This is a genomic window from uncultured Phascolarctobacterium sp., assembly GCF_937920985.1.
Classification (GTDB): Bacteria; Bacillota; Negativicutes; order Acidaminococcales; family Acidaminococcaceae; genus Phascolarctobacterium_A.
Map to the genome: position 1 here is coordinate 1 of NZ_CALDXR010000059.1, position 15326 is coordinate 15326.

11 protein-coding genes are annotated in these 15326 nt (G+C 38.6%); 2 read left to right on the top strand and 9 right to left on the bottom strand.

What is annotated here, in order from left to right; translation table 11 throughout:
* Nucleotides 1–354 precede the first annotated feature (354 nt).
* From Q0612_RS10145 to Q0612_RS10155, 3 genes are read right to left on the bottom strand one after another with little or no spacing between them, the layout of a single operon-like run.
* A complete protein-coding gene (locus tag Q0612_RS10145) occupies nt 355–801 on the bottom strand; it encodes a DUF340 domain-containing protein (RefSeq protein ID WP_298884276.1) in 447 nt (148 codons plus the stop codon).
* Entirely contained in the window at nt 801–1607 is an 807-nt protein-coding gene (locus Q0612_RS10150; RefSeq protein ID WP_249747718.1) for a DUF3100 domain-containing protein, read from the bottom strand. Before Q0612_RS10150 ends, Q0612_RS10145 begins: the two co-directional genes overlap by 1 nt.
* 28 nt (nt 1608–1635) lie before the next feature.
* Entirely contained in the window at nt 1636–2946 is a 1311-nt protein-coding gene (locus tag Q0612_RS10155; RefSeq protein ID WP_298884283.1) for an amidohydrolase, read from the bottom strand.
* A 369-nt stretch (nt 2947–3315) separates the two neighbouring features.
* On the opposite strand from Q0612_RS10155, the gene cysE reads away from it, so the two are divergent.
* Nucleotides 3316–4008, top strand: a complete 693-nt coding sequence (gene cysE / locus Q0612_RS10160) for a serine O-acetyltransferase (protein ID WP_298884286.1) — start codon at nt 3316–3318, stop codon at nt 4006–4008.
* A gap of 14 nt (nt 4009–4022) precedes the next feature.
* The gene (locus Q0612_RS10165) at nt 4023–5411 is read left to right on the top strand and encodes an NAD(P)-dependent oxidoreductase (RefSeq protein ID WP_298884289.1); all 1389 of its coding nucleotides are present in this window, start codon (nt 4023–4025) and stop codon (nt 5409–5411) included.
* 64 nt (nt 5412–5475) lie between these two features.
* Here the strand turns inward: Q0612_RS10165 and thiD are convergent, their stop codons facing one another.
* The 6 genes from thiD to Q0612_RS10195 all read right to left on the bottom strand — a co-directional run bounded on the left by thiD (nt 5476) and on the right by Q0612_RS10195 (nt 15314).
* Nucleotides 5476–6288 (bottom strand): bifunctional hydroxymethylpyrimidine kinase/phosphomethylpyrimidine kinase, encoded by an 813-nt coding sequence (gene thiD, locus Q0612_RS10170; protein WP_298884292.1) that lies wholly within the window; start codon nt 6286–6288, stop codon nt 5476–5478.
* A 136-nt stretch (nt 6289–6424) separates the two neighbouring features.
* Complete coding sequence (locus Q0612_RS10175) at nt 6425–8287, bottom strand: TonB-dependent siderophore receptor (RefSeq protein ID WP_298884295.1); 1863 nt, start codon at nt 8285–8287, stop codon at nt 6425–6427.
* Nucleotides 8288–8380: 93 nt separating this feature from the next.
* A complete protein-coding gene (locus tag Q0612_RS10180) occupies nt 8381–9364 on the bottom strand; it encodes a radical SAM protein (protein WP_298884298.1) in 984 nt (327 codons plus the stop codon).
* Nucleotides 9358–12513: an ATP-binding cassette domain-containing protein gene (locus Q0612_RS10185; protein ID WP_298884305.1), complete on the bottom strand. Its 3156-nt coding sequence runs from the start codon at nt 12511–12513 to the stop codon at nt 9358–9360. Before Q0612_RS10185 ends, Q0612_RS10180 begins: the two co-directional genes overlap by 7 nt.
* A complete protein-coding gene (locus Q0612_RS10190; RefSeq protein WP_298884308.1) occupies nt 12500–13483 on the bottom strand; it encodes a radical SAM protein in 984 nt (327 codons plus the stop codon). The genes Q0612_RS10185 and Q0612_RS10190 overlap by 14 nt, the downstream gene beginning before the upstream one ends.
* On the bottom strand, nt 13440–15314 hold the full coding sequence (locus tag Q0612_RS10195) for a radical SAM protein (protein ID WP_298884311.1): 1875 nt from the start codon (nt 15312–15314) through the stop codon (nt 13440–13442). The genes Q0612_RS10190 and Q0612_RS10195 overlap by 44 nt, the downstream gene beginning before the upstream one ends.
* Nucleotides 15315–15326 lie beyond the last annotated feature (12 nt).

Consider the following 15326-nt stretch of genomic DNA (forward strand, 5'->3'; position numbering starts at 1 on the left):
CGTTTGGAAGCTTGCTCCTGCTCTTTCTGAGCAATTATATGTTGTTGTGTATCTAATTGAGCTGCATCAGCATATACAGGCAATAAAAAACCTGCTGCCAAAACTAATGACGAAACCACCAATCCTTTTCCCACAAAATCACCTGCTTAAAATATTTTATAATTAAAGTAACTTTAATTAAACTATTCTTAAGATGATTCTATCATAGAACTGCTTTTCTGTGAATAGATAAATGAATAATTTTCAAGCAAAAATGTACTAACTTACAGATTATTTCAACAAAAAGCATGTATACAATTAGCTGCAAGCTTAAAAAAACCGGCATCAAGCCGATGCCGGTCAAAAGCAATTCTTTTAAATTTGTCCCAAAGCCTTCAAAATGCACTGAGCAATAATCGCACTGGCAATATAGGTGCCTACAAAAACAACGATTGCCAGAATAACAATGCGCCAGCCAGTCTTAGCAAAGGCATCAAGGTCCTTGCCTATAGATACACCGGCATAAGCCAGAATCGGGGTACACAGAGCCACAAAGCCAACATTTTTCACATAACCATTGACAATATCACTGCCCGGAACGCCGGGGATAGTCAAAATACAGCCCAAGGTTACAACCCATGCTGCTGCAGGAATACCACCGGGGATATATTTGGACATCAGCATACCAACAAAAGCAATAACTGCCAAAATCAGCAAGCCGGGAATAGACTCTATAATATTTGCCTTAGTTCCCAATACATTGGAGAACAAGCTCATGAAGGTTACAATAGCTAAAATGATAATTGTATCTTTAATTTTCATTATGCTTCCTCTCCTTTCTTATCAGCTTCAGGCAGTACGCCATATTTTATCTTATAGAATCTCTTATAGAGCCATTCGGTCATCGGCAGGCCCAGCCATACGGACATATACAAACCGTCAAGACCAGAAAGCATATTACTTGCTGCGCCGAAAGCTGCCAGCTGATCAGCCATATCAGGATACATAGCAACCAAAGAGCCCACTGCAGCCGTCATCATGCTGGCAGAGCCTACGCCGGAGGCCATAGCCAGTGCATACGGATGAATCGGCAGTACAGAAGCAGCAACGCTGGCCATCAGGCCGAAGAAAATAGTACCGAAAACAGTACCGGCAATATAAACGCCCATAACGCCACGGCCTTCACTGCTGTCCAGGCCAAACTTTTCGCCGATAAGCGCAACGTTCGGCTCACGTGCGATAGAATGCGCCGCACCGATGGTTTCGCGTTTCAGGCCCAGGTAAACAGCAACAGGTACGCCCAAAAGCACAGTACCGAGGTTACCGAACTCCTGCAGAATCAGCGCCGGAGAAGCAGCCAGAATCTTCGGCAGGGTAGGACCTACCAGCGTACCATAGCGTGCCATCAAAAGCATCAGCGTTACGCCGACAAGACTGCTGGCATCCAGCATTTCCTTTCTGCCGGACAGGTTCAAAAATTTAGGTGTTGTCAAAATACCCAAAAGCAGAGCGTACAGCATCGGCAGCAATACGATACGACCGATACCGAACTTCAGGGTATGAGTGCCGATCAGCTCGGAAACAATGATCAGCGCCAGAATTATGGCATGTAATTTAATATTCTTCATTACATTCCCTCCCACAATTTTTTTATTTTTATCTATTAAAATAGCTTTCTAACTTTGCAATATACTCTTCCTTGGTCAGAATCGGCTTGAAGTCAGCCAGGATAGCCTTAGCCTCTTTCGCATCATCATACAGCAAATCTATCAGCATCATCGCAAAGGCTTTGGCAGGCAGCAGCACAGCAGCATTAAAATCTACCATATGGAAGTCAGGTGTATGCAGCAGGCCGTCCGTACCACCGATAAACGGATGGATAACAGGCATCAGATGTGATACGTCACCCATATCGGTGGAGGCGCTGAAATGACCGGCATCCTTTATCTCTACATCCGGATAAGCAATTTTCGCATTTGCTGCAAACAGCTCATTCATACGCTTGTTGCAGCTCAACGGGAACATGCCGGGCAGTGTTTCGATAACAGTCTGTGCGCCGACAGCATCACCGCCGGCCTTAAGCGCTGCGTCAACGCGCGTATGGGTAGAATCAATAGCATCCATGGTTTTCGCACGCACATACAGCTCCAGGCGTACATCATCAGGCACGGAATTTACAAAGTCGCCACCCTTAGTAATAATCGGGTGTACACGCACTACATCCTGCTCGCGGAAGGTTTCACGCAAAGCGTTGATGCCCATCAGACCCAGGCAGGCAGCATTCAGCGCGTTAACACCTTCATGCGGAGCGTCGGCTGCATGAGCGGTTTTACCGATATAGCGAACAGTTTTACCTACAAAGCCGTTGCTGCTTTCACCGATAGAAACCGTAGGCTTCGGCATATTTTTATCGGCATGCATCTGCATGGCCATATCAATATCATCAAAAGCGCCTTCATAAATCAGCTCACCCTTTCCGCTCATAAAATGCAGCTTGCCGGACTCCACTAACTTTTTGCGGTACGCAATTTCGATATATTCCTCAGCAGGAACACCGAAGAACACAACGTCACCGGCCAGCTCCGGCAGAACGCCGGATTTTACGATGCCGCAGGCAGCAGCAAGCATGGTGGAAATCTGCAGATTATGGCCACAGGCATGCGCTGCGCCTGTGGCAGGATCAGCCTTCGGGCTTGTCGGGCATCCAACTGCATCCAGCTCGCCTAAAACGGCAGCTGTCGGTCCGGGCTTGCCGCCTTTCGCACGTCCCTTAACACCATTGATTGCCAAGCCGGTCTGCGGCTCCAAGCCCAGGTCGCGCATAAATTCTGCAACCTTGGCAGCGGTTTTGACTTCCTTGAAGCCTAATTCCGGTTCATCGTTGATGCTGGCACAAATAGCCTTTATCTTATCTGCATATGCGTCAATTGCAGCACACGCTTTTTCTTTTAAAATTTCTTTTGTCATTTTAGTGCGCCTCCAGCGTACCTGTCTTTTCAACAAGTACATAAATAAAAATTTTTAAGTATTTACCTAAATTATAGCATAATTATAGGTAAAGTCAAATCAGGAAACTTGCAAAGGAAATCATTGCCTCATAGTGTGTAATTTGATGCATTATCAGCCGTTTTCAGAATTTTGTCCACTAAATAAGCGCAGAAAAATGTTCACCAATCATATTTTTGTTAAGTTTTACAGTTTTTCTGTTTACTATTCACTAATTTCTGTGCTAAAATATAAAAATGGTATTTGTCGGCAGAAAGAGCTTGTCTTAGCACAGCTAAATGCTGACAACTACAGCACATGTTGATATAATATAAAGAAAGGAGTCTTGACATGTTTGCTCAGATGAAAAAAGATATTGATGCCATTATGCTGCGCGACCCGGCCGCAAAAACAAGACTGGAGGCCGCACTGTGTTATCCCGGGCTACATGCCATCTGGCTCCATCGTATAGCGCATCACTTTTATCTGAAGGGCTGGGTAGTATTCCCACGCCTGCTTAATACATTTTCCCGCTTTCTTACCGGTATTGACATCCATCCCGGTGCTAAACTTGGCCCTGGTCTTTTTATTGACCACGGTATGGGACTTGTTATCGGTGAAACTGCCGAGCTTGGCAGCAATGTCACGCTCTATCAGGGAGTTACCCTTGGCGGTACTGGCAAGGAAAAGGGTAAGCGCCATCCCACCATCGGCAACAATGTTGTTGTTTCCAGCGGTGCGAAGGTGCTCGGTTCCTTCAAGGTAGGCGACAATTCCAAAATTGGCAGTGGCAGCGTAGTTCTTAAAGAGGTTCCGCCCAATTCCGTCGTTGTTGGTGTACCCGGACGTGTTGTAACACGCAATGGTGTACGTATTGCCTCCAACAATGATGCCGAAAGCATGATTGACCTGAACCATGATAAGCTGCCTGATCCGGTAGCAGATTATGAAGAGCTGCTTGCCAAGCATATGGAAGAAATTAACGGCCGCCTCAAGGAACTGGAAAATCTTATTTATGACACTCAAAGTAAGCATTATGACTAAAAAGAGGTAGAAAAATGAGCAGAACAATGACCACAGCAGAAGCCATTCAGGAAGCACGCCGCTGCCTGAACTGTGCGCGCCCTACATGCCGCACCGGCTGTCCGATTGAAAACAATATTCCCGGCTTTATCCGTGCCTTAAGCGAAGGTAATATCGGTATGGCTTACGAAATTATTTCCGAACGCAGCAATCTGCCCGCTATCTGCGGACGTGTCTGCCCTCATGAGCGGCAGTGTGAAGCACATTGCGTGCTGACCAAAAAGAAATGCGGTATTGAAATCGGCAGCTTGGAAATGTTCGTTGCTGATTTTGCCCATAACAATGATTTAAAGCCCACACAGCCATCAAGCAAGCTGCGCGGTAAGGTTGCCGTAATCGGCTCCGGCCCGGCAGGTCTTACCGTTGCCGGTGATTTAGCCAAAATGGACTTCGATGTTACTATTTTCGAAGCACAAAGCGAGCCCGGCGGCGTATTGCTTTTCGGCATTCCGGAATTCCGTCTGCAAAAGGATGTTGTCCGCCGTGAAATCAGCGAGCTGCAGCACATCGGCGTAGAAATACGCACCAAGCAGCTTGCCGGCGTAGATTTTACCGTAGATGACCTTTTTGCCCAAGGCTACGATGCAATTTTCATGGGCACAGGCACCTCCCTGCCGCGCACGCTGGATATCCCCGGCAAGGAGCTGTCCGGTATTTTGACCGCAACCTACTTCCTGCGTATGGTTGTACTGGCTGACGGAGGCAAGCTGGATGCCAGCGAAACACTGCTGCACACCGGTGACAACGTTATCGTTGTCGGCGCAGGCAACGTTGCTATGGATGCTGCCCGTACCTCCATCCGCCGCGGCGCCAAAAACGTCACCATCGTCTACCACAAAACGGAAGCTGAAATTTCTGCTTTTCCATCTGAATATGAAGCCGCTGTTGCCGAAGGTGTACAGTTCCGCTTCCTGAAGCAGCCTATCGCTTACTTCAATAAGAAGCAGATGCGCGCCTTAAAGAATATCCGCCGTCAGGCTACGGCAGCGGACGAAACCAAATTGGCCGGCTTATTGCTGCAAAACATCACCAAAACCGAAAACGGTGAGTTTATTGCAGAAGGCGGTCAGGAGCTTATCCCCTGCGACTGCGTTATCCTCGCAGTAGGCCAGAAACCCGCAGCACGTATTGTTTCCAGTACCAAAGGTATTCAGGTTGATAAGCAGGGCTTTGTTATTACCCGTGACCGTCCCTACGGCATGACTACCCGCGCCGGTGTCTTCAGCAGCGGCGATGTGGTACATGGTCCTGCTACCGTCGTATTGGCGATGAAGGAATCGAAGAAGGTAGCTGCAGGCATTGCGCAATATGTTGATGCCAAAAAGCTGCTGGAAGACTGCACTATGGATTCCACTACTCTGTAATACAAAAAGCATACAAAAACCGTCATTTCCCCAACAAGCTGAGGAAATGACGGTTTTCTTTACTTTATTCGCTATATTTTCTATATGCGGTGTGGTTGGTGCAGCCGACAATGTTATTGATAGCAAAGCCATGCTTGAGCGCAGCAGTGACAAATTTCTTTGCCTGCAGCACAGCTTCCTTCATGCTCAGGCCGTCTGCCAAACCTGCAGTGATTGCTGCCGAGAAGGTGCAGCCTGCGCCATGGTTGTAGGAAGGATAAATCTTCGGCACAGCCATTTCTGTGAATTCCTTGCCATCGTAGAAAATATCAATAGCGGAATTATCGCTCAGACGCTCGCCGCCCTTGATAACAACGCTCTTGGCACCGGCAGCAACCATTTTCTCTGCTGCTTCCTTAATCTGCTCTACAGTAGTAACCTCCGGCATATCCGCAAGATAAGCAGCCTCCACGGTATTAGGTGTAATAACATCGCAGCGCGGCATCAGCAGCTTTTTGATAGATTCTGCCGCATCCGGCACCAGAATCAGGTCACAACCCTTGCAGACCATAACCGGATCAATAACAACGTTCTGCAAATTGTACTTATCAATAGTTGCCGCAACCAGTTCTACCAGCTCAGCACTTCCCAGCATACCGGTTTTCATCGCATTGATGCCAACGCCTTCAATCGCTGTCACCAGCTGCTTTTCTACCAAATCCAAGGGCAACGGGAATACGCTGTGCTCCCAGGTAGTAGGATGCATAGTAACAATGCAGGTCAAAGCAGGCATACCATAAACGCCCAGCTCCTCCATAGTTTTAATATCCGCTTCCATACCGGCGCCGCCGCTTGTATCGCTGCCGGCAATAGTCAATGCTTTATTCATCAAGGTCATAAAGACACACTCCTTCACTTTAATAATGTAATCATTATAACCTATCGGCTGGCATCTGAATAAGCTCAATTTATGGATATTTAATATGGTCAGTTCAGACTATCGTTTATAAAAGAGCAAAACTGGCGCAAACTTTTTAGAAGGTATAAGTGTAGGTCACATGCACCATGCGCGGCAGGCAGTAATACTTGGTAGTAGCGCCAGGATTGCTTACGATATCATCGCGGTCGAAAATATTCTCCACGCCAAGCTCTACCGTGCTGCTCTTGTCAAGCTTATAGCCGGCAATAAAGTTTACCGGCAGCAAATCGCCCCAGCCACTGGCTCTATCCGTAGTAAACATGCCTGTCAGCGCAGCATTGAACTTAGCATCATGGTATTTAATACTTGCATTGTATTGCTCGCGTGCAAATTTACGCTCCCAAACACCTTCCTTGTTTTTGCCCATAGGATTACAGAAATTAGCACCCAGAGAGTAGCTGTATTTACTGCCAAAATCCTTCTCATAGGTCAATTCCAGGCCTTTGTTTTTAAAGGACATATTGCGTGTTACATATGGATCTTCTATACTTCCATCACCGTCATATTCAATTGTGTCTAAATCCATATAATACAGCGCTGTTTTGAACATACTGGTCTTGGAGCTCTTTTTATAACCAAACTCATAGGTCCAGCCTTCTTCAGGCTCCAGAAATGGATTAGCAGTAAAGTTAGCACCACCACCGCCATAAATCTGCGTAAAAGTAGGCATCTTAAAGGATTTTGCCGCATTGGCATATAAGCTGCTGTTGTTATCCAGCTTCTTCAGCAAAGCAAACTGCGGTGTAAAGGCATTATAACGCTTATTGGCCTCGACAACAGTTTCGCGAGCACCTACGGTAGCAGTATAGCCTGCGCCAAGATTCTTAGACAGCTGCGCAAATACCGCGTAATTCGTTCGGAATTCATTAATCTTCGTACCTGGCTTGATTTTTTTAGCTACGGTAATATCATTTTTATAAGAATCACGGGAGATTGTCGTACCAACAATAACATCACCAAAATTACCTGTAAGCTGCTTTTGCAAATCAAGGCCTATGGTATCAAAGCGTAAATGATCGAGCTTAGTCCATTTAGAGTCCTTAACATTATAGGTCTGATTTCTGCGATTGCTGCGGTTATAAAACAAATTGGCACTCACGCTGTCATCCTTATATTGTAAGCGTGAAAAATCATCAATATAATGATAATTGGCGTCCTCAGTAAGCTTGCTCCAGGTTTTTTCAAACTGATCGTAGGAATACTTGCTGTCGTTATGCTGGTGCGAGAAGCTCCAATTATCATCAAATTTATAGCTGGCAGTAAAGGACTTTTTGTTTAAATCGTTAATCTGCTTATATTTACTGCTATAACCCTTCAGCGGGTCGCTTTGCTCCAGCGCTACTGCAAAATTCAGCTTGTCGGCATTTAATGTCAGCGCTGCTTTTTCCCTGCCGTATTCGCCCTTAGTCAGAGATAAGGTGTTGGGCATTTTCTTTTTCGTGATGATATTGATAACACCGGTAGAAGCCTCGGAACCGTAAAGTGTAGAAGCAGCACCCTTAACAATTTCTACGCGAGCAATAGATTCTACAGGAATGGAATCCAGATAATAGCTTTCATTGATATTGGCAGGCATACCGTCAATCATTACCACAGTGCCTTTATTCGCACCGCGCATCAGAACCTTGGCATTCATGCCACCAAGCGATTGGCTGCCGCCATAGGAGTAGGTAGTCACACCACTTTGCAGACGCAAAGCATCAAAAAGATTAGAAGCGCCTGTTTCAGCAAGCTGCTTCTGTGATACGGTTGTAACGGAAGCAGGCGTATCTACATCACGCTTGCTTTCACGCTGCGCGGTAACAACCATGGTATCAAGATTGTATGTCTGTAAGTCATCGGCAAACGCCGGAGCCGCAAAAGATATATTAGCAGCCAGCATTGTGGCTGCCAGTAAAAACTGGGTATTTTTTCTCATATATATTCATCCTCTCATGTGCATAAAACATCTGCCAAATATAAATTTATAACACTTTTAAGGATGCTTGTCAATAGGGTTTTGTAAACCTGGTTAAGTGCCACTTTTAGTGCTTTTTAGATATTTTTTTATATTTTCAACAATAAACTCTTTTTTCTCTATAGGAAACTTAATCGGTTTAAATTCATCTGTTCCAAATGCATCTACATACTCAAACCAAGGACCTTCACAAAAAATATTCATATCACAATTAATACAATCATCGCCCTTTTTCTTAATGGACGTTCTCACTTCACTCCACTGAAATGTATCCTCTTTAACTTGTGTGCAAAGAGTATCTCCATCAAAATATTTAAGTTCACCCACCAATTGCATATGATTTGGAATGATACAAAAAGGAACAGCTTCGAATTCAACATTTGCATTATATTCTTTTGCTGTAAAAATCAATTTCTCTAAAATAGGTTGCAAATATGAATATTGTGGCATTACTTCATCAAAATTCTTTCTAGCTGCTCCCTGACCATGTGGGAAGGCAAAACAAAAATACTTAACACCTAATTGTGATCCAACTTTTACAATACCAGGTAACTCTTCCGCATTAATTTTTGAAATTACAATTTTTAATACCACAAGTTTGCCTAAATCGCACATTGCCTTAATGCCTTTACATGTTTCATCAAAACTTCCTTTAACCTGCGTTATTTCATCATGAACTTTTGAACTTTCCCCATGTAATGCAACAACAAATCTAATATTCTTCACATTCCTAACAGCTTGTACTATTTCAGGATTAGCTAATTGCCTTCCATTGGTTTGGATTGTAATATTAAGATTATTATCCGTGCATTTTTTTATCAATTCTTCAAAATCTTTTCGAATTGTCACTTCTCCACCAGTAAGAACAATACTGTCAATTCCTTCTAATAATGCATCATCTATTTGCTTGATACATTCTTCTGTCGTAAGATTTATACTTGTTTTTTGTTCAATAAGCCTGTCTTTACTATCGTCTATCACACAATGCTTACACCGATTATTGCAAGCATATCCGACTTTTAAGTCATATGTTAACATTTATATCCCTCCATATACTTACTAACATTATAAATTTGTTTTTTATCTAATTCACTGATTTTTTTAAGTGGTGAAATATCAGAAATACAATCAGGTATATCTTCCTTTATTTCTCCCAGCGTTCCTAACATCCATTTTTCAGCAGAGACTCCTGCAACTAATTTTTTTAATCCAATTTTACTAATTCCAGTTTCTTGGCATGAATGACAAGGAGTCTTTGTTACATCAACGCCCTCATATATGCTCTCTTCACACAAAACCTTAGTACCATTACAGAATGGACAAGGATCTTGTTTCCTTAGTTTATTTAATTCCGTATTTATTTTTTTATAGCCAATTATCTCATAAGCATAAGAAGCTGGTTTTAGCTTTCCTTTAGCAAAAAATTTCTTCAGCATTGTATCTTTAGTTTCATTCATTCCATCATAATCTAATAGAATCACACTATTTTTTTCACCAATGTGTTCTAAGTCGCTGGAAATCCACCCCATAAATGGTGCTGCATTCTTTAAAACCACTTTATACCCTATTAAATTTCTAAATTCTATTTCTTTAATTTTTAACCTTACTTGCTCTATTTGGGTAAAAGTAGAAACATCATCATTTAAGTTTTTATCCTGTCCAACAATTTTAGAAATCTCATCTACAATCTTAATACTATCAAAATCATTTTTAACTTTTTTCATTGTAGATATGATATACTCACGGATATCTGTACTGTTTTTAATTATTAAAGAATGATTATGTTTCAAAATAGTTCCATTGCACATTGGACAAATAATGTCTTTTTTGCTTTCAATCATTTCATTTTTCAATTTTGACTTTGATGGTCTCATATACTTAGTAACCAGATGTACAATTCCCTGCCACTTCCTTTGTGTTTTCTTAGCCTTATCATAAAAGGAAGCTTTCCAATACCCATAAAGAAATATATTTTTTTCTTCTTCATTCATTTCAGAATAAGCATCTGATAAATCATAATTTGTTTCTCTTTTTATTTCTTTAAATAAAAACTTGATTTTTGAATAATTATATTTCTTTAATGCGACCATTACCTCTTCTTTGAGTAATCCATTCCATAAACCTTTTGACTCATCTTGAACAACAGTATTAAAATCTATTGTTTGTATATGACCTGTTCCCTTGCAACATTCACATAGATTGTCTATGGAAAAAAAATCAAAATCAGTTACATTTTTAGTCTTACTTTCAGTGATTAAATAATTAATCATACCTGAAATTTCATAAAGAAATGTATTTTTGCTATAAATATTGCTTTCTAAATCTATAACAATCATTGGTTCTACAATATCAGCATCATAATCACCATAAATCCATTGTGCTGTAGAAGATAATTTTTTTAGCAACCCCCCTTTGAATTTACATTCATAATCTTCAAATACTTTTTCTATATCATTATTGATAACATTGATACCATTTGTTTTACTGATATTGAGTTTGGATGATAATTTAGGGCAATCTACGTTCAAGCAACATCTTTCGGCCCATTCTCTTCCACTTACTACATTTAGTGAACTTACATCATCCTTCGTTCGCTTTCCAAAATCAATGATATAATCGCTACATTTTAATATATAATCATTATGCTCAATGATTAAAATAGTATTTTTTGAGTCATCAAGCACAGTTTTCAGCATTTTCATTAATAAATTAAGAATATTTTGAGATAATCCTTTAGATGGCTCATCAAAAATCAATAATATTTCGTTATCCACATTTTCTGACAATTTTGAAACAAGATGTAAACATTGAAATTCCCCCGTTGATAACGTTTGAACCTTTCTATCCAATGACAAATATCCTAACCCTAACTCTATCAACATATCTAATTTTGAAAGTATGTTCTTCTCTTTTTTTATATAATTTCTTAAATCAGATATTTCCATTGAAAAAATATCTTCCCCGTATTTATCTAATTTCTTTTTTATATCCAAGAATGTCGCAACTGTAGACCTAGATGTAATTGATTGATTTCTGTCTTGACCAATAACTTCACATTTGACAGATTTATAATTCTTCAGGAAATACGGAACCATACACTCATTTACCAATGTTGATTTTCCACAACCTGATTCACCAGTTATGGTAGTAATTCTATTCTTTGGTATTTTTAGTTCCTCAATGTTTATATTTCTTTTACTCATTCCTTTAAAGATATAATAATCATCCGGCTGCTCATTTATTATATCCCGATACATTGGTAATGGTCTAGGCGACTCTTCAACAATTTTACCGCCATCTTTTCCACTTTTAGGTCCAAAATATAAATGTGAATCCGTTGATTTCAATACTATATCCGAATGGTCAATTAACCACACTTGATTGCTAGTCCCCAATATTGATATTTCTTTTAAAACATTTACCAAGCTATTTCTATCCAGTCCAATAGAAACCTCATCAATAATAATTAACGAGTTGATACATTGTGCCATAAATTCAGCCAATAATAATCTAACGGTTTCGCCACCAGAAAGCGTACTCATTACTCTATCAAGTGATAAATATCCAATATTCAATTTCACCATATTGATTAAAATATTTTTTTTAGTATCAGTAATATTTAAATCTTCCACGATTTTTAATAAATCTTCTGCAGCCATCGAATTTATTTCAATAATGGTTTGAGCTTTTAATTTGGTTTTTATTTTATAATCCACAACTTTACTTGAATATCTCGTTCCGTTACAAAGTTTACATGTATTTCCTGCTGTTGAACCTCGTCCCTTACATTGTTCACACCAAGTAATTGAATTGTTAAATGAGAAATATTCTGATGCTAGTCCAAATTCATTTGCAAATCTTTGTCTTATTTCCTTAAAAATTCCTGTATGAGTTCCAACTGTTGACCTTGGATTTGAAGCAAAACCTGTCTTTCCTAAATAAAACACTAATGGCATATCTTCAATTCTTTGCGCTGAATAATTTGAAACAATCTTGTCCCCAAATAAAAATCTATATTCTGATTTCGGTAACAAAGTTACCACTCTTTTTAATGATTCTTCTGATATAGTAGAACAAAACGTAGATTTCCCTGAACCAGAAAGTCCACCTATTCCAATTGAAACATTTGTAGGTAGATCACATGAAACAGATTTTATGTTGTTCGCTAATAGATTATTGACTTTCATTTTTCATCCTCCTCACAAATTCACATAAATCCCTTCTTGCATCACAAAATGTGCTATCCTTAAATTCTACCAAACATCCACCACCACAAAACTCATAAATGTCACAATTTAGGCACTTACTATCCAGCTTAGGAAAATTATTTGGTATAACATGGTCACAATAATCACTTATTTCATTTTTTCCATAAAAAGTTTTAAAATAAGAGCATTTATGTGTGTCTGATAGATAAATACATAATCTATTCTTTCTTGGTGAAAACAACGCGTTCAATGGTTGTATATTTATCTTTTTATACCATCCCTTTTGAATCCATTTTAATGTAACACTTTTCAAAAGTTCTACATATTCTTGTTCTGTAATGAAAGGCTCACTATCTTCACTAATTCCTCTGTACTTATTTATTGTTAAACTTTTAATTCCCATTTTAATTAGTTCTTCAATATACATCTCAAAATACTTTGAATTATATTTGTGAGCGACAGCGACTATGCCGATATTATTTATGGAATTACTATATTTTTTTAAATTTTCCATAACAATTTTTCTATATTCAAATCCCTGACTTTTTCTTAAGTCCTTGTCTCCTCTTGGATCTAGCGAAATTGATAAAGAAATATTTGGTTCATATTGCCTAAGTAAATATATCCATTCATCATTAAGCAATGTCCCATTTGTCTGGAATTGTATTTTATAGTCATATTTGAAATTTTGTTTTATATATTCCAAGCATTTTCTTACTTCATTATATTTTGCAAGAAAAGGTTCTCCGCCATGAAACAAAATAAATACATGCTTATATTCCACAAATTGTCTTAAGTAATCTATGACATCCTCTCCAGTAACTCCATAAATATTCTTATGGCTATCTTCAGTAATATGCTCGTAACAATACTCACATTTCATATTACATGCAGTTCCAACCATTTTAATCATTATTGTCACAGATTTTATTTTCTTTTCTAATTGCATTTATATATATCCTATCTGCTAGTTCTACCGATTTCTTTTTCAAATTTTGAACATCAATATTTTCTATGATAATTTTCTCCATAAAAATAGCATTATTATAACTCAAATAATACTCTCGAAAATACCTGAGATACTCTAATGACTCTCTCCAAGTTCTAGGAATATTTCTTTTTTCTATTCTATCATCAGCTACCTCAGGTGAAACATCGACAATAATAAACAAATCCCACTTAGATATTTGTTCACCCTCACCCAATGCTTCTTCCTTATTAAAAACCTTATAATAAGTTGCCTTGTCTGTCACCAGCCCTCTTATTAGAATTTTTATTCCTGGTAAAAGCTTGATTTCTTTTTCAGAAGCAATTCTATTTTTTGTCAAAAAATCTTTAACTGTTTTCTCATTTCCTTCATATATCAAATCTTCAACAAATTTTTTTGCCTCTAATCCACATTCCAACCTCGAATTTGGCTCCCCAGTAATAGATATTGTTGATTCATCACCAAACAAAAATCTTTTCTTTAATTCTCTAGCAAAAAATCTTGCAAAAGTATCTTTACCACTTCCATCTATACCTTCTATTAAAATAGTTAAATTAGGAGCTTTTACTTTTCTTAAATCTTTATCTGAAAACTTTTTTAAGTATGAGATTTGCTCCTGATTTAAAAACAATTTATTGTTATAGACATATTCAATAACCTCTTTGTCTGAATCTCCAAATCCAATTGTTCCTAAGAAAATATTTGCTAAATCATCTCTTTTTTGTTCCAATAACCAGCCATAGAACCTAAAGTATTCATCTTCCGGTAAATACACCAAATCCATTTCCTCAAGAAATATATGTTTATCCATTATATCAACGTCAGAATCGACTGTAAGCAAAAAATGTTTTTGTTTTATATGTGGTATATATTTTATTATATTTCCAAGCCTTACCCCTGATGTAATACCCATCATAATCGAAGATAATATTCTATCTTTTTTATTAACTCTTTCTTTTAAAATTACTTTTTCTTCTTCATATCTGCATATGTACGAGGTATTACCAATATAACTGACACTATTATGCCCGATCCCTATTATATTTCCGTTTTTCTCATACTCTAATTTAGAATATTTCGATTGCTCACAACCATCTTTTATAAATATATATTTTGACTTTCCTAAAGTATGATAACCACGAATATTTTCCTTTATCCAACTCAAAGTATCTAAAACATCAATTAATCTATTTTTCCCTCTTCCCTTAGTATTAGGATAAAACGTTACTGTTTCAGGCTGTAATGAGTTAATGTTTTCTAAATCAACAACTTGAATTTTCGTATCGAATATCAAATCAATATTTATAACTCTCTTAATATCACTTTTTCTTATATTCGTTACAATATCAACTACATTTTTCGCCTGATAACTTGTTCTTCGATAACTCTTTTTTACATCTTCATCAAAAGATTGAACACCTATAGAATACCTTGTAAAAAAATCATTATTGATATAGTCAAAATTACACATTCCCGGATGAATTTCAATTGAAATTTCTCTTGCGTTAATGTTGTATTTTTTAATCAATTTCTTTATTTGGTTACATTGTTCATCTGTTAATAAAGACGGGGTTCCCCCACCAAAATATATGCTATCATATTCGGTTATTCCAGTTTTTTTAAAAACATCTTCTAATTGAGATATAACCATTTCAAGATACTGCTGGGGAATTTCTTTATACCCAAACGAAATATTATCAATATAATGACAATACGTACAAGGAAGTTTGCAAAAAGGAAAATTAATATATATCGCGTTGTCCAATTTGCTAATCATACTGTATTCTAACATCAAATTTACCTT